This window comes from Polaribacter pacificus (assembly GCF_038024035.1).
GTDB lineage: Bacteria > Bacteroidota > Bacteroidia > Flavobacteriales > Flavobacteriaceae > Polaribacter > Polaribacter pacificus.
Map to the genome: position 1 here is coordinate 1,236,561 of NZ_CP150664.1, position 20,881 is coordinate 1,257,441.

Here is a 20,881-nt window from a genome sequence, read left to right on the forward strand (position 1 = left end):
AAAATTTTCTTTAATTTTATAGTTCAAATGCTATGAAAAATGAAACAACTTTACTTTGTAAAGGAGTTAGTCAGACTAATTCCTTTACTAGCTGCGCTATGCAGTTATTCGCAATCCAAGGGCGACATCGCCTTTACGGCCATCAATGTTGATGGTAATGATGATTTTGCTATTGTGTTATTAAGCACATTCCCCGCAAATTCAATACTGTATTTTACAGATGCTACTTGGGACAATGCTACCCTCGCTTTTAATGAAGTCGGAAACGACGGATTCTTAGAATGGAATACCGGAGCTGAAGAACTCCCAGCGGGAACCATAATTTCCTTTAATAATATTAACAATATTAACGCTGATAATTTTAGTGTTTCAGCGGGAACCATTAGCAGCAACAATTCTATTTCTTTAGTGGCATCAGGAGAGACAATATTTGCCTATACAGGAACAAATAAAGACAGTCCAACCACTTTTATTAGTGGTATCAAAAATGCTAGTTTGCAAAGCAATGAACTCTTAGGGACAGGACTCATTGCTGGGCAAAATTTTCTTGAATTAAATCCATTTGTAAGCCCAGATGGCGGTGAATATACTGGATCAAGATCTAACCAATCAGACTATGCAAGCTACTTAACACTACTTGTAAACAAAGAAAACTGGACCATTAACAACAGCAATGGAGAGCTTTTTTTAGATTTTTCAAAAGAAGCTTTTTGCATCTCAACTATAGCCACAAGTTGGACTGGAAGCACAAACAATCAATGGAACTTATCAAGCAATTGGAGTAATGGAATTCCGACAAAAGATGCTGATGTAACGATTCCTAAAACAGCCATTTTGCCCTTGATAAGCACAAGCGCGACTGCAGGAAACATTAGCCTTGAACCTGGAGCCAATATCACTGTATCTGGATTACTAAGCGTTAAAGGACGGCTACTGGCCCAATCAGGAAGTACAATAATGGGAAGTGGAACTTTAAATGCTAATTTTATTTATACCCGACAACTTGAGTCAGACAATTGGTATTTAGTAGCAAGCCCTTTTAAAGATCAAACAATTGAGGACCTTATCCATAAAAACTCTTTTGCAGCAGGTACTGACACCAATATTGGCCTAGCTCACTATGAAAACAAAGACGCTAGTTGGAGCTACTACAATGCAAAAACAGTAGGTAAATTACTCCCTGCAAAAGGCTATGCTGTAAAGCTAACTAGTGCAGGAAACCTAAAGTACTCTGGCTCGCTAGAAACCAACGATGTTGCCATCAGCTTGAAGGATGGAACAACGAATGCTTATAATCTAATTGGCAACCCTTATACTGCCTTTATTCCTGCCAATACAAATACCAATGTGGCAGAAAATATTCTCACTGTTAATTCAGATCAATTGAGTGAACAAACTCTTTGGTTTTGGGATCAAAAAAGCAATGCTTATATCACTATAAACCAAGCAAGCTTAGGCAAATACATCGCTCCTGTTCAAGGTTTTTTTGTAAAGACTAAGACTGGCGGAGGCATACTGAATTTTACCAAAGCGATGCAGCAGTATCAACAGACAGAAGTATTTTATAAAAGCAATGAAGAACCTGTATGGATACAAGTAAAAGTAGCAAATGGAGACAAGTCAAAAACGACAGAAATCTTTTTTATAGAAAATACCACCACAGGTTTTGACAATGGCTATGACAGCTCAAGTTTTAAGGGAGTTCTCAGTGATTTTGAGCTCTACACAAGACTAGTACAAGATTCAAATAGCACAGATTTATCAATACAATCTTTGCCAACGGATAATTATAAAAATTTAGTCATTCCTATTGGTCTTAAAACAGAAGCTGCTAGCATTAATTTTACGGCTAAGAGCGCTCAGCTCCCAGAAGATCTAATTATTTACTTAGAAGATCGTGAGCTTGGTGTTTTTACCAAATTGTCCAACGATGAAACAGGTTATACGGTTACCTTATCAAATCCATTAGACGGAATTGGTCGTTTTTACCTACACATAAAAAGCTCAAATGTTTTGAGTACAGTCACTATTGACAGAAAATATTTACGCAGTTATCAAAAAGACAAAAACACCCTACGTTTAGAAGGGTTTTCTGCAAATGATATTAGTATAACACTTTCTAATATTTTGGGAAAAAGAATACTGCGGCAACGTTTTTCAAAATCAGAATACATAGAGATTGACCTACCAAAACACCTCAACCAAGGACTCTATCTTATTAGTATTCAAATGGGGCGAAATCAATACTCCAAAAAAATCTATATAAATCGATAAAAATCAACGCTATGAAAAAAAAAACGATCAAAAAGACAAAGAAAATCAACAGAAAAGAAGCCATTAAAAAAATCGGGGATTACAGCCAATACGCAGCTTTAACTGCCATGGGAACCTATCTTTTTTTAAGCCCTAAAAAAGCACAAGCTGCAAGCCCTAACACACCAGGGGAAAATTTCTAACTTAAAAAATCTTTGTTTTGATACTAACCAACCAACTCTATTTTAAAAAATGGAAGGGCAAAACCATTGTTTGGTTTAAAGCCAGTAACACCTATGTGATATTTGAACAGTTTACTGCACAACTTATTCAGAAATTACATACAGAAACTCCTATTGATCAAATTGTAAAGGACTGTGCTCGTCAATTAAAAATTCCACAGAAAATTGCCGCTTTATTTCTTATAGATCTGCAAAAAATGCTGCAAAACCAAACGGAAAAAACAGTTAAAGACAGCAATGCAAATTTTAATAAAGAGGCGCTGCCAAATCATTTTCACTCAAGGAAATATTATCAGTTTTATAAGACTACTATCTGCATCTACTATGAAACAAATTCTATAGAACTATTAATCCATCCAAAGTTTGCACATCTTGAGTTGGAGACAAATCCGAAAAGCGCGCTTGTTTACCATTTATATCAAAAAAACAAGCAGTTTGTATTTGCAAAAAACAATCGCATTATTGGATCTTGGTCAAAAATTAAATCTCATTTTTTTCAAGGAAAAGTATTCATGCACATACTCATGGATATGTATCAGAAAACAGAAAGAGACTGGTTGGCTGTTTTCCATGCCTCTGCTATTCAAGACAAGAAAGAGGTTATTCTTTTACTGGGTGATTCTGGCAACGGAAAGAGCACCTCTTTAGCCTTGTTAAACGCAGCTGGTTTTGAGAGTGTGGCAGATGATTTTGTCCCTATAGATAGCAAAAAGAAAATCCATGTCTATCCTGCAGCTATCTCAATAAAAAAAACAAGTTATAACACTCTTGCTCCACTCTACCCACAATTAAAAAAGGCTCAAGAATATCAATTATCAAATCGCAGTAAAACTGTTCGGTATTTATTCCCTAAAAACATAAACTACAAAAAGAAGTACCCTTGCAAAGCACTTGTTTTTATTAAATATGATACCAAAGTTGATTTAGAGTTAAAGGTACTATCCAAAACAGAAGCTTTGGAACAGTTGGTTCCCGATTCATGGATTTCATCCCAAAAAACAAATGTCGCGATATTTTTAGATTGGTTTTTAGCTGTACCGGCCTATCAACTTTGCTATTCAAACAATTTAAAAATGCTAAATACAATCACAAAAATTTTTAATGATGAACTATAAAGAAGCTTTGTACTTTATAGGAAAATGCTTAACCATAAACTATGAAGCACACAATAGAAAAATAGTTGAGCATCAAATAATAAAAAACGATGTCAACTGGGAACTAGTAGTTAAGATAAGCACAGAGCACTATGTGTTTCCTGCTCTGTACTGCAATCTTAACAGAGCAAATCTACTTTCTCTTTTACCAAAAGACCTGGTAGATTTCATGAAAGAAATTACCGATCTAAACAGAGAACGAAACTTACAAATTATAGAACAAGCCAAAGAAATCAACAGCATATTATTAGCCAATACTACTAGGCCTATTTTCTTAAAAGGTACCGGAAACTTACTTGAAGGTCTTTATGAAGATATCGCAGAAAGAATGGTTGGTGATATAGATTTTATAATTGCAGAAAGTGAACTCGAAAATGCCGTAAACATATTAAAAAAACATGGCTATAGAGAGCGGGTAAAATCAGAGTTTAAGCCTCTAATATTTCGGCATTATCCAAGATTGGTGCATAAAAAACAAATTGCTGCTGTAGAGATCCACAAAGAAGTTGTCATCAAGAAATACACAAATGATTTTTCATACAAGACACTTAGAAAACAACTAATCAAGACCAAACAGGGCCAAGTTGTTTTAAGCTACAAAAACCAACTATTGTTAAGTGCTTTTGCCTATCAAATTAACGATCGTGGACAGCAATTAAATATGATTGCCTTACGGAATGCTTATGATGTTTTTTTGCTATCCAAAAAGACTAACAATACACAATATATTGACAAAAATTCAAAAATTTACAGGCCTCTATATGGCTTTATGCTCTTATGCAAAGAAGTTTTTAATCACCCTAGCAGTATTCAAATCCCAAATGATTTTTCTGCTAAAAAATCTCTAAATAAATTTCAGCAACTGCTAGCCAATCCAGAACAAATTCAAAAACGAAAACAAAAAATAGATAGGATCTACATCTTTAAAACACGTATATTCATCTTACTAGAAGCGGTATATAAAAAAGAAACTCGTAATTGGCTGTTTGCTAAATTTGCTGATAAGGATTGGCAAAAAAGTAAGCTTAGCCAGTTAGGATTTAAACCAAAGTCTTAACCTCTTCAAAATCTAAGCCGCCATAATCTCCAGAACTCATTAACAACAAAGCTGAATCTTTTAAGTTTTGGTCAAATAAAAAGGCCTTAAACTCAGCTGGATTTGTATAGATGATTAGATCTTCTCGTTGAAAAGCTTTGGCAATTTGCTCTTTAGAAACCGAATCTAATTGTTTAATTTTTACAGCGTCAGGAGAGTAAAAAACCACTGCTACATCAGCTGCAGAAAGTGCCCCCACGTATTCTTCTAAAAAGGTTGCGTTTAAGCTAGAGTAGGTATGTAGTTCTAGACAAGCAATAAGTTTTCTGTTAGTATATTGATCTTTTACTGCCTGTGTGGTAGCAGACACCTTACTTGGACTGTGAGCAAAATCTTTAAAAACAACACTGCTTGGTGTTTCTATAATTTTTTCTAGACGCTTATTTGCACCTTTAAAACTAGCTATGGCTTCGTAAAAATCATCCTCATCTATGCCCATATGTTGGCAAATCCATTTAGCACCTGCTAAGTTTTGTAGATTGTGATTTCCAAAAATCTCCAAAGGCAAATCTCCTTCTGGAGTTTCTAAATAGCTAATCCCATTTTCTACGCGATGAAGCGGCGTGCTGTATGCGTATTTTTTTATATGATTTTCTGATCCTTCTACAACTTCTTTTACAATAGGATCCTCAGAATTATAAACCATGATTCCACCATTGGTAAGTGAATCTGTAAAAATCTTAAATTGCGCTACATAGTTTTCAAAAGTCGGAAACACATTAATATGATCCCAGGCAATACCACTTAGCAAAGCAATATTGGGTTTGTATAAATGGAATTTAGGACGTCTATCTATTGGAGAGCTTAAGTACTCATCTCCTTCTAAAAGAATAAACTCATTAGTCTCTGTTAAATGTACCATGGTTTCAAAGCCTTCTAATTGAGCTCCTACCATAAAGTCTACTTCTTTTTCATGATAATTTAAAACGTGTAGAATCATGGAAGTTATGGTGGTTTTACCATGTGACCCTCCAATAACTACTCTTGTTTTATCTTTGGATTGCTCATATAAAAACTCTGGATACGAATAGATTTTGACTCCTAGTTCTTGTGCTTTTAACAACTCTGCATTGTCTGGTTTTGCATGCATCCCCAAGACAACAGCGTCTAAATCTGTGGTGATCCTTTCTGGAAACCAACCCAAATCTTGAGGCAGCAAATTGTATTTTAAAAGTCTTGATTTTGACGGTTCATGAATGGCATCATCGCTTCCAGTAATTTGATACCCTTTTTTAAACAATGCGATTGCTAAGTTATGCATAGCACTCCCTCCAATAGCAATAAAATGTATTTTAGACATAGAACTTCCCATTTTTTTGTAAAAATACAAAACCTATAAATCTTTAGCCCTACAATGCCACTTAAGTTTAAAAAAAACAAGGCTCGCTTTAAAATTTTGTACCTTTGTAGTTCATTTAACTTTTAAAATTTAAATAAGAATATGAAAAAAACATTTTTGATTATCGGTTTATTATTTGCTGCTACTTTTACAACAAATGCACAAGAAATTGCTGAGAATGCTATTGGTTTACGATTGGGTGGCAATAATGGTTTTGGTGGTGAAATTTCTTATCAACGTAAAATGAGCGAAAACAACAGATTAGAGATTGATTTGGGAATTCGCAACGGCAATAGTTCTGATTCTTTTAAAGCGACAGGAATCTACCAATGGGTTTGGACCTTAGAGGATAAATTTAACTGGTATGCTGGAGCAGGTGGAGGAATTGGTAGCATAAAAAATGCCGGAATTTCTGAAACTTTTATTTTTGCAACAGGTGATATCGGTATCGAATACAATTTTGATGCTCCTATCCTAATTTCTTTAGATTACAGACCTGAATTTGGTTTTAGTGATGCCTATGATGGATTAAACTCTGACCTTGCCTTGAGCGTGCGTTACCAGTTTTAATTCTTTTACAATATTAAAAAACCGCTACAATTTGTAGCGGTTTTTTTTGCTTTGTACTGAACAAAACATTTAGTTATTTTTCTTTGGTGGAAACTTAGACAAAATCTTTGCAATGCTTTTTTCTAAATAGGCTATCCGCTGCTCTGGGGTATATTGTTCTTTAATGGTTCCTTTAGAAACACCTTGCCAAATTAACTGATCGGTTTTATGATCAATAAAATCTAAGGTAAATTTTTCCAATACTTTTTTAGACCCAAGTGGGATTCCGATACCAATATTTGCCCCTCGATTACCAAAACCAACAGAAACTTGCTCATTGTTAGCCACTCCTTCTCTATTACCACTAAAATTGATGTAAAAATCTGGAGTTTCTGCTTTTGTATACCCCAAGACTGTCAACTCTTTTTCTAAAATCGCAAGGGTTCTGTTTACGTCCAAATTATTAAAGCCAGCTCCTACATCTTCATAAAAAGAATAGGTTTTATATGCCTTAAAATTAGTTTTTACATCATAATCATAGACAACTTTAGTGGTTGAACATGAAATCAATAAAAACAGCATAAGAAATTTACATTTTTTGATCATTTTCCATTTTAAATTACAACCTTAAAAAAAGAAGATTGATAGATTAAGTATAGTAAAAGTACAAAAGCTTTCACAATAATAATTATCTTTATTGTCGTTATAAAAAAGATCATGAAAAAAACCTCCCTACTCATTTTATTATTTACGATACTCTACTCCTCAAGCATACAAGCACAAAAGAGCTACGAAAAAGTTTGGGATAGTATTGAAAAATTAGAAATCAAGAAGTTGCCAAAATCTGCATTAAAGCTTGTAGATTCATTGTACACAAAAGCTTCAAAAGAGCACAATTCAAGCCAACAGATTAAAGCACTGTTCTATAAAAGTAAGTTTTCTTTGTTGCTTGATGAAGATGCGCAACTGGGCATCATTAATGCCTTTAAAGCACAGATAAAATCAAGTAGCTTTCCTACAAAAAACATACTAAAAAACATTATTGCCAATTTGTATTGGCAATATTTCTATCAGCACCGCTATGATTTTTATCAAAGAACTCAAACAGCTCAAAAAGTTGATCCTTCAGATTTTAGAACCTGGGATCTAAAAACACTTTTTAAAGAGGTTCATATAAATTTTCAACAATCATTAGCAGAAAAAGAAAAGCTACAAAAGCTAACTACTAATGAGTTTTCTGCAATTATACAACCTGTAGCAGCCACTAAAACATACCGCCCAAGCTTGTATGATTTTTTAGCGAATAATGCCTTAGATTTTTACAAAACACCAGAAAACACCATCGCTAAACCCACTGCTATTTTTACCATTGACAAACCCATGTACTTTTCAGATGCAACTGCTTTTTCTACACTACCTCTTGAGACAAAAGACAGCTTGTCATTACAGTACCAAGCATTAAAAATTTATCAAGATTTAACCGTTTATCATTTAAAAAACAACAACATAGCTGCCTTAGCATTTACCACTCTTGATCGATTAAAATTTGTCAATCAAAATGCTGTTTTTCAAGATAAAAAAACCCTCTTATTAAAAGCATTAGACGAAGGTTACAAACGATATAACAACCATACTATTGGCGGTTTATACGGATATGAAATTGTCCGTATTTACATGAGCAAAGGGACTGACTACCCAAATTCTAAAATAAAAGAAGATGTCTTTAAGATTGCAGAAGCTTTACAAATTTGCAATACAATTATCAATAGGTTTCCTAAAAGTTTGGCCGCAGAAAATTGCAGAAGATTAAAAGCAAGCATCACTTCTAAAACCCTAAGCATCAAGGCCGAAAAAAACGTTCCAATAGGCAAAAAACAACGTCTTTTTATCAATTACAAAAACATTGAAACCTTATACTTTACAAGTTATTTAATTAGCAAAAATGAACAAAATCTACTAAATAAAATATACAATTTAGAAGCCCGCGTTAACTTCATAAAAAACCTAACACAAACAAACCAATGGACTTCTAAACTTAGAAACATCAAAGATTTTAGAGCGCATAGTACAGAAGTTATCACTCCTAAATTTAAGGGTGGTAATTACCTTATCGTTGTTTCAGAAAGCAACACACTTAATGCCAGTAAAATCTTTGGATCTACTTCTGTACAAGTAACTAATTTGGCTTTGGTTGAAAGCCATAAAGACCGAGTTTATCGATATCAAGTAGTTAACAGAAACAATGGAAAACCAATAAAAAATGCTTCGATTACAATAAGCAATCCTAATAGAAATTCTGGGGCACTTATAAATAAAACAATAAAAACTAACAAGAAAGGTTTTGCCACATTTAAGAGCCCATACACCTATCTAAATTGCGAAATTACAGTCGCTCATAAAAAAGACAATGGCTATTTTGGCAACAACACTGTAATCCAACATAAAAAAAGTGAGCTAACAACTAATAAAGAGGTTGAAAACAGTGTTATTAAGCCCTTTCTCTTTACTGACAGAAGCATCTACAGACCTGGACAAACTGTTTATTTTAAAACCATTTTTGTAAAAACTGACAAGAAAAATAGTACTCCTTTTACAAATCAGTATGTGCAAATTAAGCTGTTATCACAAAACCGTCAACTAGTAAAAAGTATCGATTTAAAACTCAATGAATACGGATCTGCCGCAGGTACATTTACAATTCCTGACAATGGATTAACGGGGTATTATTCTTTTGAATTTGATAAAAGTGAAAAAGTTGAAAGCACTTTTTACAAAACTGCTGATTATATATTTGTTGGCAACTATAATAACAAAATTTTAGTTGAAGAATACAAGCGACCTCGTTTTCAAACCGAATTTAAACCCATTACAAGCACTTTTAAGCTAAACGATTCTGTAACCGTTAGTGGTTTTGCAAAATCGTATTCAGGAACTTCTATTAGCCAGGCAAAAGTGACTTATAAAGTAATTCGAAGAGTTGAACTGCCTACTTGGTTTTATTGGAGGCACTACTTTAGAAATACTGCTCCACAAGAAATAAGCTTTGGCGAAACAACCACAAATAGCAAAGGAGAATTTAACATCCGTTTTAATGCCCTACCCGATGCCAGTATTTCAAAAGAAAATCTTCCTATTTTTAAGTATGAAATCATAGCAGATGTCACAGATGTTAATGGAGAAACTCGGAGCAACAGTACTCTGATTAAGGTTGGATATCATTCTTTAGTAGCAACACTTTCTTTGCCCGTAAAAATTAACAAAAGAGCCACTAGGCAATCAATAAAAATAACAACCAAAAACCTAAACAACCAGTTTGTAGCAGCAAAGGGAACTGTAAAAATATTTAAACTTCAGGCGCCAAAAGCCCCTCTAAGAGAACGAGCTTGGTCAGCACCAGAATATCAAGATATTTCTGAGAAAGAATTTAGAAAACTCTTTCCGAATGTGCCTTATTTAGAAGAAGAAGCCAATGAATTGAATTGGAAAAAGGGGACCTTGGTTTATCAATCAACCTTTGACACAGGCAGCACGGATGAAATTTATTTTGAGATTGGAAAACTCTGGAAAACAGGAAAGTACAGTGTTATTTTAGAAAGCAAAGACCCTTATAATCAGACCGTAAAAGATGAGCAGCACTTTAGTCTTTTTGACCCAAAATCAAAAAAAGTTACTGACAATGAACTGTTTAGCATTTATACAGACAAATCTTTTTACAATCCTAATGAAAGTATAGAATTAAAATTAGCTTCTGCTTCTAAAGACCTCACTGTAACCCTAATGGTAGAAGCAAAAGGTATCCCTTCAAAAATTTATACCATTCATTTAAACAACAACACAAAAACATTAAAAATACCAATAGAAAATAGAGAGCTAAGTTCACTTAATATCAATTATCATTTTGTCAATTACAATGCGTTTACTAAAAATAAACTTCGCATACCGATTGTAAAACAACAAAGCTCATTAACTCTACAAACAACTAGCTTTAGAGACAAGCTAAAACCTGGACAAACCGAAACCTGGAGTTTTAGCCTTAAAAACGATACAAATGATGGGGTTGCAGCAGAAATACTTGCCTCTATGTATGATGCCTCTTTAGATGACTTTAAAGAACATCAATGGCAATTTCAACCGATTGCACCAAAATATGATTACTCATACAATAGCACAAGAGCAAACAACAGCTTTGGATCTACAAGCTTTAGCATTAAAAACATAAAACACTATTATAGCGGCTACAAACAATTAACTTTTGACAGCTATAATTGGTTTGGTTTTCACCTTGATGGAAATCAATGGAGGCAAAGAAGATACTTTCAGCGTATAACTCAAATACCAAAAACAGCTATAATTGTAGAAAGTGGGATTTTTAACGGGACTGTGACTGGGATTGTTGTTGATAAGAATGGTGGGCCTCTACCTAATGCAAATATAAGCATCAAAGGAAGCATGGCTGGAACAGAAACTAATTTTGACGGCAATTTTTCACTCAGTGCTAAAAAAGGAGATGTGCTGGTTTTTAGCTATATCGGTTACCTAAGCGCAGAAGTTGTGGTCGGAAATGCCTCTCAGATAGAAGTTCGATTAATTGAGGACGCAAATGTTTTGGATGAGGTTGTTGTTACTGGATTGGGAATCTCTAGAGAAGATGTAAGTTTAGGATATGCAATGCAAGGAAAAGTTGCCGGTATAGCAATAGAGACAGAAAAAGCAAGAAAGGACTTGGCTACTGTTAAGGCTCGTAAAAACTTAAATGAAACAGCTTTTTTTTACCCTCAGTTAACTACAGATAAAGACGGTAACGTTCGTTTTAATTTTACAGTTCCAGAAGCACTAACCCAATGGAAGTTACAATTGCTAGCACATACCCAAAATTTACAAACTACCAGTAAAACATTAACTGCGGTTACGCAGAAAGAATTAATGGTTGTACCCAATGCACCACGTTTTTTACGTCAAGGAGATGAAATTACGTTTAGTGCCAAGATAAGCAACCTCACTTCTGAGCAGCTCAGTGGTTCTGTACAATTAGATTTAACAGATGTAATTACAGGAAAAGAAATTAATGCCGATCTAAAAAACACAAACAGTGTAAAACCGTTTAAGGTAGATAAAAATGGAAACATTGCTGTTTCATGGGATTTAAGCATCCCAAATACTGTACAAGCAATCCAATATAAAATAATTGCAAAGGCAGGAGACTTTTCTGATGGAGAGCAAAACATACTTCCTGTTTTATCCAACAAAATGTTAGTGACAGAAACCCTACCTCTTTGGGTGAGATCTAATGAGACAAAAACATTTAGGTTAGACAAACTAAAAGACAACAACTCTTTAACTTTAAAGAATCATAAATTAACACTAGAAATGACTTCAAACCCCGCATGGTATGCTGTCCAGGCCATGCCTTATTTAATGGAGTACTTTAATGAAAGTTCAGAGCAAACTTTTTCTAAATACTATGCAAATAGCTTGGCTAGTCATATCGTTAATTCAAACCCAAGAATTAAAAATGTTTTTAAGAGCTGGCAATCATCAGAAGCTTTGATTTCTAATTTAGAAAAAAATCAAGAATTAAAATCTATAGTAATACAGGAAACACCATGGCTGCGTGATGCACAATCAGAAACTGAACAGAAAAAAAGAATTGCCTTATTATTTGATTTAAACTTGATGCAGAATAGCCAAAACAGAGCCATAAACTACCTTAAAACTTTACAGCTAAACAATGGTGGGTTTCCTTGGTTTAAGGGCTTTAAAGCTGCGAGTATTTTTATCACTCAGCATATAGCTAGTGGCTTTGGTCATCTAAAAAAAATAGGAGTGTCTAGCCTTGACGAAACAGCACAACAGCTCATAGAAAATGCAGTAGAATTTTCTGATGGTTTTATCTTACAAAGCTATTCAAAGCTCTTAGACAGCGCTGAAAAACTTGAGCAAAAAGCAAGTTCAAAAGCTTCTGGAACCAAAGCAGCAAAAAAATTCTTAGCTCAGAATCACTTAAATTATACGCAAATACAATATCTCTACATGCGTAGTTTTTACAAAGAACTACCCCTAGATGCGAAAACAGAACAAGCAGTGGCTTATTATAAAAATCAAGCTAAAAAATACTGGGGTGAATTTGGTCTTTATGGCCAAGGTCAAATTGCCTTAGCACTTTTTAGAACTGATGATAAGGTGACTGCAAAAAACATCATTGCCTCTTTAAAAGAGAACAGCATAAACTCTGATGAACTGGGCATGTATTGGAAAAAAAATATTCCGGGCTATTATTTTTATGAAGCTCCAATAGAGACACAAGCCTTACTAATTGAAGCCTTTTCTGAGATTGAAAACGATATAGAAACCATCGACCTTTTAAAAACTTGGCTGTTAAAACACAAGCAAACAAATCAATGGAAGACTACCAAAGCAACTACCGAAGCCATTTATGCCTTACTCCTAACAGGTAGAGATTGGATTTCTATTACTGATATGGTTGCTGTAAAAATTGGTGATAAAAAAATAGCCCCAACTCAACAAGAAAATTCACAGGTTGAAGCCGGAACAGGATACTATAAAACCAATTGGTACGGCAAAGACATACGTCCTAAAATGGCTGAGGTCTCTGTGACTAAAAAAGGAAACGGAATTGCTTGGGGAGCACTGTATTGGGAATATTTTGAAGATCTTGACAAGATCACTCCAGCCGAGACACCTCTTAAAATAAAGAAAAAACTGTTTTTAAAAGTAAATAGCAGTACAGGAAAAATGCTTAAAGAAATTAAAAAAGACACCTACTTAAAAATTGGGGATTTGGTTACGATACGCATAGAAATTCGCTCTGATAGAGTCATGGAATTTATTCATTTAAAAGACATGCGTGCCTCTGGGTTTGAACCGATAAATGTACTTTCTAGCTACAAAAGACAAGGTACTTTAGGCTATTATGAAAGCACTAGAGATGCTGCCACTAATTTCTTTTTTGATACGTTACCAAAAGGCGTTCATATACTTGAATATGATGTTCGAGTAAACCAAGCTGGTAGCTTTAGCAATGGCATCACAACCATACAGAGCATGTACGCACCAGAGTTTAGCAGTCATTCTGAAGGCATCCGAATTAAGAGCGAAAAATAAGAACAAAAAAAAGGGAGCTACTCAGTAGCTCCCTTTTTATATTTGATTATAATAGCTATTATTTTTTCTTAGTCTCTTCTAACACTACTCTAGTTGGAGTATCTGTACCATTAATGATGCTTTCTGTTCCTAAAGCAATGGCTCTAATCGTTTCTGTAATCACAGATACTTTTAAAGTGTTTGCCTCATCAGATGCTTTGTGATAATGTGGATCCGTTGGTAATGGAACTGTAGAAAAAGTATGAGATGGAATTCCCAATCTTGCTAAAGAAGCATTGTCTGATCTAAAAAACAAGTTTTGCTTGTCATATGGATCTGGATGCAAAACATAGCCTGTTCCTTCTAGATTCTTTTGAATAATCTTCCCAAAATCAGAACGATCAAAACCAGTTAACCAAGCAGTCTTTGGTCCAAATTCTGAATCTTTTCCGATCATTTCTATATTAATCCCAGCAACAAACTTGCTAGCATCTACGTCTTTTCCAAAATGTCTTGAACCCAACATTCCCATTTCCTCACCGGTAAAAGCGATAAAAATAATACTGCGCTCATTATTGCCTTTTTTAGCAAAATATTCTGCCAAGGCCATTACAGCAGTAGTTCCTGATGCATCATCATCGGCACCATTATAGATGCTATCTAACTGTCCTTCTGATTTTCTAACTCCAAGATGATCATAATGTCCTGAAACCACAACATACTCATCCTTTTTGCTTTTTCCTTCTAGAACACCCACCACATTAAAGGCTTTCATTTCTTCTTTGGTTCTTCTGTCTGTAAAGGTGAAATTCTGTCTAAAATCTGGTAAACCATCATAGGTTTTTAATCCAATTCTTTTAAACTCTCCTTCTATATATTGGGCTGCTTTTTCTATACCAGGAGTTCCTGTTTTTCTTCCTTCAAACTCATCAGAGGCCAAGGTGTATAAATGTTTGCGAACCGTAGTTGTATCAATACTCTCTACAGTAATTTCTGAACTTGCCTTTTTATTGGCTGTATTGCAAGAATACATCAATACGATGGCGATTAAAAGTGTACCTATTTTTTTCATTGGTTATTTGTTTTAAAGGGTTAAAGATAACAATTCAAAAACAATATATATTTTGTATTTTTGTAAAAAAATAAACTCGATGAATCTTTCGTTAATTCCGTCTATCAAACACATCAATTCTGGTAACTTTTTTTTACTTGCAGGTCCTTGCTCAATTGAGGGAGAAGACATGGCACTACGAATTGCCGAAAAGGTAATCACAGTGACTAATAAGTTAGAAATTCCTTATATTTTTAAAGGGAGCTTTAAAAAAGCAAACCGCAGTAGAGTTGACAGTTTTACAGGAATTGGCGATGAAAAAGCATTGAAAATTTTACGCAAAGTTTCTGAAACTTTTGATGTCCCTACCGTAACAGACATTCATGAAGTAAGCGATGCAGAAATGGCAGCAGCCTATGTAGATGTGTTGCAGATTCCAGCTTTTTTAGTTCGTCAGACTGATTTGGTGGTAGCCGCAGCAAAAACAGGAAAGGTTGTCAACTTAAAAAAAGGGCAATTTATGAGTCCTTCTGCTATGAAACACGCAGTGCAAAAAGTAACTGATTCAGGGAATAATCAGGTGATGATAACTGATAGAGGTACCATGTTTGGATACCAAGATATGATCGTTGATTTTAGAGGCATCCCAGAAATGAGAGAATTTGCTCCAACGGTCTTAGACATTACACACTCTTTACAACAACCCAATCAAACTTCTGGTGTAACAGGAGGTAGACCAGATATGATAGAAACCATTGCAAGAGCTGGTGTAGTAAACAATGTAGATGGCTTGTTTTTAGAAACCCATTTTGATCCTGCTAATGCAAAAAGTGACGGAGCTAACATGCTTCATCTTGATCATCTTGAAAAACTATTAAGCAACTTGGTTGCTATTAGAAAGACTATCAATACTTTATAAGATTTTTTTTTGATTTCCTTTAAAAAGGACTTACTTTTTTGATTTTTGTTTAGTATATTAGGGGCTTGTAATTTAGATCAAAAATGAAAAAAAAGAAACCCCACACTAGCCGTTCATGTAATTTTAGACTCACAGGTAATACAAGTATCCTTATCGGTATTTATATTATGATAGGTGCAGTAATTACGAAAACCTTGGTTTCTGATGATTTTGAATCTAGTTGGCTTTCTTTTATCCCTAGAGAAAATGTAAAATATTCTATAGCAGCTGTTTTAATACTGGTCCTTTTTACATCACTTCTTACCCTATTTTTAAAAGCCAAAGAAAATGTAAATGAATTGGGTTTTATCTTATGGAATGAAACCACTAAAAAATCTGTTTGGCAAATAGTAATTCTTTTTCTTTTTGGATTTATCGTCGCTAACAAACTATACAATTTAAATTATGAAGACATGGTAACTCCAATGTTTTTATTTGGCTACGGAATTTTAGTAAGTCTATTAAATTACACCAAATACAAATCTTTGTATCTGTTTGCACTGATCTGTAGTCTTATAGGAGTTGTCGCTTTCTTTTTCCCAGCCTATTGGTTTGTAGCCCTAATGCTATTGGGACTTAACCATATTATCCACGGAATCATACACAGAAGCTAAGGAGTTCTTTTAAAGATTTTTCTTTTGATAGAAGCCTTTCCCTTTGGATTGATAAGCTTCTTGTAATACTGAATCTAAGATTTTTTGATCAATTTCTTCTAGCGAAAAATAACGTAAAGACTTAACCACCTTTCTTCCGTCAGTGACGAGATGTTTGTTGTCTTTTAAGTGTGCAGATGCCCAAAAACCAAGATCAACAAAGCCTTTTTTATGAGAGACATTTAAATAGCAAAAAGGTTTCTCTTGAATATAATAGACTGGCAATCGCCATTTGTACTTTAAGCGAGCATCCGGAAAAGAGCGTTCTATATGCATTTGAAGATGAAGCAGCATAGACTTAAAAGGTTCTTCTTGCTTTAAGATAAACAGTTCTGCAGGTTTCATTTCCATAGACCTAGAGTATTAGTAATCGTTTTTTATTTTACGGATGATTCCTTCCAAACCATTGAGCTTTAACTCATAGACCAAACCAAGCATGCTGCCTAATTTTCCTTTTGGGAACCCTTTGCTGTGATACCAAACTACGTAGTTTTCTGGCAGGTCAATTAATGAAACTCCTTTGTATTTTCCGTAGGGCATCTTAGCCTTGGCAACATCGATTAAAAACTGTGGATCTTGCTCCATTATTCTTGACCGTCTACATAGGCTTGCAAATACTCAAAGTGCGAAGTTAGCTTGCCATTTTCTGTCATCTTTGCTCTTGCCAACACACCTTCTTTATCACCATTAAAAAAAGCGGGAATGACATGTTTTAAGAACAATACTCCAAAGCCTTCACTAGCATCTTTTGGCAGCTCGCAAGGCAGGTTATCTACAGCCATCACAACAATAGCCTTAGGATCTTTAAAATCAATTTCGGATGCTGTTTGAGGATCGTATCCATAGATAGGATCTGCAATGGTAGACGCTCTAATAGTGGTTGCCACAGGGCCGTCTATATCACAAGAAATATCAGCGACTAATTGTATGTTAAAATCAGCAGATTTAACATCTTCTCTAGTGTACAAATACGGAGATCCATCACCAAAAAAGTGTCCAGCAATAAAGAAGTCAGTTACTTTTGCAAAGCGCATAAAATTAGACTCGTAGTTTTCTGGATGCTTGTAAAAATCTGAATTGGTCAGTACTTGACCGTCTTTTCTTTTGTTGTAATCCAAGACATCTACCATACAGTAAACTGGCTCGGTAAAGCTTTGGGTAAGATAATCCTCAACACTTACTTTTTTAATCTGCATGGCATCCAACATCTCTTTGGCTCCATAGGCCACCTTTCCGTTTCCGGACAGTAAGATTTTAATGGCTGGTAATGGAATGCTAGCCAAGTTTTTAATTAAGCTTTCTTGGTCTACCAAGGTCTCTGCTTTTGGCAACGTAAAGGTTTCATGTTTTAAACCATAGGCTCTAAACCCGTTATAGGCACCCACAATCCCTGCATAACGACCAAAACCAATCAATCGAGCACCATTTGCTTTGACGATGGTCTCATGGTCATAGAGACTGATGTTTTTATCTAATACCGCCTGCAACAAAGCTCTGTTATAGGGCTGTTTTTTGATGGTATGCGAAAAGAAAAAATATTTTTTATTTGGAATCAAGGCATCAATAGGCACTTCTTTTACACCGAGCAGAACATCGCAGTCTGACAAATCGGCTGCCAACTCAAAGCCCGCTTTTTGATAGGCCTCATCACTAAAAACACGAATATCAGAAGGTTCAACCTGTATTTTTGCTTCTGGGAAGCTACTTACTAACTCTTGCAATCTTTTTGGAGAAAACACAACTCTTCTATCGGGTGGATTTTTTCGTTCTTTGACGATTCCAAACTTCATATGCCTTTCTGTTTTTAAATTTCTTCGAAGATATTCCATTTTATAAAGATGTACAAACCCTTGTAGTATCAATTTTATTCTTAAATTGCATCCGTTCTTTAGCACGGTTTTTGCTGAGTACTTACTCAATAAAGAATCTTGTTTTAAAGAATGATTTCTGAAACAGGTTCAGAACACATGGGGACGACTGGTTTTGACAGCGAGACGAGTTAAAATGTAAGCATGTCGAGGAATGAAATCAAGACTCGTAAAACTTATTTCAACCTTTTTAAACGGCGAAGATAACTACGCTTTAGCAGCTTAATAACCCGAATTACAGTACGGTTTTAGCCTCGGCACACTAGGTGTGCATGCTTTATGTCCACGAAAAGCCTTGGTTTACGGCGATTCATTTATGGGCATCGTAAAAGTAAACATAGAAACTTTGGAACTTCGACAAGGTTTTGAAATTTAAGAAGATAAGCTTAGAGTAGGTTGTTTTTGATCAGCTCTAGGACGAAAACCAATCAAAGACTACACATGTAGAAAGCCTTTTGGCCGCTTGTTTGGACCCGAGTTCGATTCTCGGCGTCTCCACGATTTAGCACAGCTAAAACAATTTAAAACCCTAAAAAAAACTGCCAAGTTCACTTGAGCAGTTTTTTTGGGTTTTAAAATACCGTTGTTACAGCCCAAGCTCCGCTTGGGCTGTAACAACAAAAGCTTTCTGAAGAAAGCTTTTGTTTTAGCTGTATTTACCTGACGGCAGACCCGAGAAAGACAAAGTCATTCTCGGCACATGACCCTAACCCAAAACAAGACCTCCAACCCAAAACTCCATTAGCACCGCCCCCGAGAAGGCGAAGACATTCTCGGAAACACACTGTTGCTCACGCCCCCCCTGAAGAAGAGTAAAACGATTCTTCAGAAAATGACCAACACCTCAAAACAAGAACCCCATCCCCTAAAAACTCCATTAGCACCGCCCACGAGAAGGCGAAGACATTCTCGGGAACACACTGCTACTCACGCCCCCTAAAGAAGAGTAAAACGATTCTTCAGAAACCGACTCGCATCCCAAAACAAGAACCCCACCCCAAAAACTACATAAGCAACGCCCCCGAGAAGGCGGAGACATTCTAGGGAACACCAAGCTAAGCAACACAGTTTTCTGAAATGACAACGTCATTCTCAGAAAACCACGACTAAGCAACCTAACCACTAAATCTACCTCACCCCTTATTCAAAACAATTTTAAAACTATCAATTAAAAAAGAAGTTGAAATTGGAAAAATTTTAGATAAAATGAAAACTTCTAAATGAGAGTTTTCTTCTCTTTAAAACTAATTAGACATTAATCTAAAACGTAAACTTTCACACAAACTCACTAATACATATTTGTATAATTAAATTATAAATAAAATACATATAAGTATTCTTTTATTTGCTTTTTTATATTTATATGTATACTTTTGAGTTGAATTACATACTTATATGTATAAAAAGTTAACAAATGAGAAACAAGAAAAAACTGCTCATAGAACAGCTAGACCAAAAATTAGCGAATTTTAAAGATGCAGGAATGGTTCTGATCCCGCAAAAAGGATGGGTAAATACTATTAGAACTACTCTTAATATGACCAGGGACCAATTAGGCACCAAACTTAGCTTAACTAAAGGAGCAATACAAAAAATCGAGGAGCGTGAAGCTACAGGTCAGATAACCATCAATAAATTAAAGGATGTTGGCAATGCTTTGAATATGAAATTTATCTATGGTTTTATCCCGAAAGACGGGACGATTGAAAGCTTAGTAAATTTAAAGGCTGAAAAGCTAGCACAAAAAATAGTTTTAAGGACTAATCAAAATATGAAATTAGAGGACCAAGGAATTGGGGATGAAAAATTAAATAAAACCATAAAGGAACTTGCTGATGAAATAAAACGAGAGATGAAAAAATCATTATGGGATTAGAATTTGATTATAAAGATGGACAAACACCTTTAGACGAAGAAGAAAAGGAAGGCCTTAAAATAAAGTCTATAACTACTCAAGGAGAACTAGATGAATTTGAGCAATTGAATATTGAAAAAGCAGTCGAATGGACTATTCATACAAAATTCAAACTTGAAAAGATTTTAACTGAAAAGTTTTTAAGAGACTTGCACAAAAGAATGTATGGTGATGTATGGAAATGGGCAGGCGATTATAGAAAAACTAAAAAGAACATTGGAATTCTGTGGACGCAAATTGGAATTGAATTAAAAAATTTACTGGCCGACACTAAGTATTGGGTAGAAAACAAAACTTTTCCACCAGAAGAAATAGCTATAAGATTTAAACATCGCATAGTATCCATTCATTGCTTTCCAAATGGAAATGGAAGACACTCTAGAATGATGGCTGACATTATTATGGAATCAATATTTGGAAATGAAATATTTTCTTGGCATCAATCAAATATGGTTAAAGCTAGCAAAACAAGAAACCAATATATTAAAGCTCTGAGGGAAGCAGACAATGGCAATTTCAAACAGTTAATTGAATTTGCAAAAAACTAGCTACAACACACCCTATATAATCAATCACCAACCTAATAAAACCGTTGTTAAACTAAATAAACTCATTTATTAATTAAATTTACATGTAAAAAGTTAATTAACGCCTAGTCTTATTTAATTTATTTGCATAATTCTTAAATAACAAATACATTTG

General features: G+C 34.8%; 16 protein-coding genes and 1 other RNA gene. 11 read left to right on the forward strand and 6 right to left on the reverse strand.

The window, feature by feature from the left end; translation table 11 throughout:
• The first annotated feature begins 39 nt into the window (after positions 1-39).
• Genes WHC90_RS05645 through WHC90_RS05660 form a run of 4 tightly spaced genes read left to right on the forward strand, consistent with a single transcriptional unit; the run spans position 40 to position 4,706 of the window.
• The gene (locus WHC90_RS05645; RefSeq protein ID WP_188597511.1) at positions 40-2,274 is read left to right on the forward strand and encodes a T9SS type A sorting domain-containing protein; all 2,235 of its coding nucleotides are present in this window, start codon (positions 40-42) and stop codon (positions 2,272-2,274) included.
• 11 nt (positions 2,275-2,285) lie between these two features.
• Complete coding sequence (locus tag WHC90_RS05650; protein WP_188597512.1) at positions 2,286-2,456, forward strand: hypothetical protein; 171 nt, start codon at positions 2,286-2,288, stop codon at positions 2,454-2,456.
• A gap of 17 nt (positions 2,457-2,473) precedes the next feature.
• On the forward strand, positions 2,474-3,610 hold the full coding sequence (locus WHC90_RS05655; protein WP_188597513.1) for a hypothetical protein: 1,137 nt from the start codon (positions 2,474-2,476) through the stop codon (positions 3,608-3,610).
• Complete coding sequence (locus WHC90_RS05660; RefSeq protein ID WP_340820491.1) at positions 3,597-4,706, forward strand: nucleotidyltransferase family protein; 1,110 nt, start codon at positions 3,597-3,599, stop codon at positions 4,704-4,706. The genes WHC90_RS05655 and WHC90_RS05660 overlap by 14 nt, the downstream gene beginning before the upstream one ends.
• Here the strand turns inward: WHC90_RS05660 and WHC90_RS05665 are convergent.
• Positions 4,690-6,045, reverse strand: a complete 1,356-nt coding sequence (locus WHC90_RS05665; RefSeq protein ID WP_188597514.1) for a UDP-N-acetylmuramate--L-alanine ligase — start codon at positions 6,043-6,045, stop codon at positions 4,690-4,692. The two genes, WHC90_RS05660 and WHC90_RS05665, sit on opposite strands and share 17 nt — an antisense overlap.
• 141 nt (positions 6,046-6,186) lie before the next feature.
• On the opposite strand from WHC90_RS05665, the gene WHC90_RS05670 reads away from it, so the two are divergent.
• Positions 6,187-6,654, forward strand: coding sequence for a hypothetical protein (locus WHC90_RS05670; RefSeq protein WP_188597515.1), 468 nt, complete (start codon positions 6,187-6,189; stop codon positions 6,652-6,654).
• A gap of 69 nt (positions 6,655-6,723) precedes the next feature.
• On the opposite strand, the gene WHC90_RS05675 is transcribed toward WHC90_RS05670, so the two are convergent.
• Positions 6,724-7,215, reverse strand: coding sequence for a DUF4136 domain-containing protein (locus WHC90_RS05675; RefSeq protein WP_188597516.1), 492 nt, complete (start codon positions 7,213-7,215; stop codon positions 6,724-6,726).
• Positions 7,216-7,350: 135 nt separating this feature from the next.
• Between WHC90_RS05675 and WHC90_RS05680 the strand changes: the two genes are divergently transcribed.
• The gene (locus WHC90_RS05680; RefSeq protein ID WP_188597517.1) at positions 7,351-13,755 is read left to right on the forward strand and encodes an alpha-2-macroglobulin family protein; all 6,405 of its coding nucleotides are present in this window, start codon (positions 7,351-7,353) and stop codon (positions 13,753-13,755) included.
• Positions 13,756-13,813: 58 nt separating this feature from the next.
• Here the strand turns inward: WHC90_RS05680 and WHC90_RS05685 are convergent, their stop codons facing one another.
• Positions 13,814-14,806, reverse strand: a complete 993-nt coding sequence (locus WHC90_RS05685; protein ID WP_188597518.1) for a M28 family peptidase — start codon at positions 14,804-14,806, stop codon at positions 13,814-13,816.
• Between the two features lie 79 nt (positions 14,807-14,885).
• On the opposite strand from WHC90_RS05685, the gene kdsA reads away from it, so the two are divergent.
• Positions 14,886-15,704, forward strand: a complete 819-nt coding sequence (gene kdsA / locus WHC90_RS05690) for a 3-deoxy-8-phosphooctulonate synthase (protein ID WP_188597519.1) — start codon at positions 14,886-14,888, stop codon at positions 15,702-15,704.
• 83 nt (positions 15,705-15,787) lie between these two features.
• Positions 15,788-16,357: a hypothetical protein gene (locus tag WHC90_RS05695; RefSeq protein WP_188597520.1), complete on the forward strand. Its 570-nt coding sequence runs from the start codon at positions 15,788-15,790 to the stop codon at positions 16,355-16,357.
• Between the two features lie 9 nt (positions 16,358-16,366).
• On the opposite strand, the gene WHC90_RS05700 is transcribed toward WHC90_RS05695, so the two are convergent.
• Genes WHC90_RS05700 through WHC90_RS05710 form a run of 3 tightly spaced genes read right to left on the reverse strand, consistent with a single transcriptional unit; the run spans position 16,367 to position 18,186 of the window.
• The gene (locus WHC90_RS05700; protein ID WP_308421281.1) at positions 16,367-16,747 is read right to left on the reverse strand and encodes a DUF1801 domain-containing protein; all 381 of its coding nucleotides are present in this window, start codon (positions 16,745-16,747) and stop codon (positions 16,367-16,369) included.
• A gap of 12 nt (positions 16,748-16,759) precedes the next feature.
• Positions 16,760-16,981: a DUF3820 family protein gene (locus tag WHC90_RS05705; protein WP_188597521.1), complete on the reverse strand. Its 222-nt coding sequence runs from the start codon at positions 16,979-16,981 to the stop codon at positions 16,760-16,762.
• Positions 16,981-18,186, reverse strand: a complete 1,206-nt coding sequence (locus WHC90_RS05710) for an NAD(P)-dependent oxidoreductase (RefSeq protein WP_188597522.1) — start codon at positions 18,184-18,186, stop codon at positions 16,981-16,983. Before WHC90_RS05710 ends, WHC90_RS05705 begins: the two co-directional genes overlap by 1 nt.
• Positions 18,187-18,365: 179 nt before the next feature.
• On the opposite strand from WHC90_RS05710, the gene ssrA reads away from it, so the two are divergent.
• The 3 genes from ssrA to WHC90_RS05725 all read left to right on the forward strand — a co-directional run bounded on the left by ssrA (position 18,366) and on the right by WHC90_RS05725 (position 20,727).
• Positions 18,366-18,765: a transfer-messenger RNA gene (ssrA, locus tag WHC90_RS05715) on the forward strand.
• A gap of 913 nt (positions 18,766-19,678) precedes the next feature.
• Positions 19,679-20,140, forward strand: coding sequence for a mobile mystery protein A (locus WHC90_RS05720; protein ID WP_188597523.1), 462 nt, complete (start codon positions 19,679-19,681; stop codon positions 20,138-20,140).
• Positions 20,131-20,727, forward strand: a complete 597-nt coding sequence (locus WHC90_RS05725; protein ID WP_188597524.1) for a mobile mystery protein B — start codon at positions 20,131-20,133, stop codon at positions 20,725-20,727. The genes WHC90_RS05720 and WHC90_RS05725 overlap by 10 nt, the downstream gene beginning before the upstream one ends.
• Positions 20,728-20,881 lie beyond the last annotated feature (154 nt).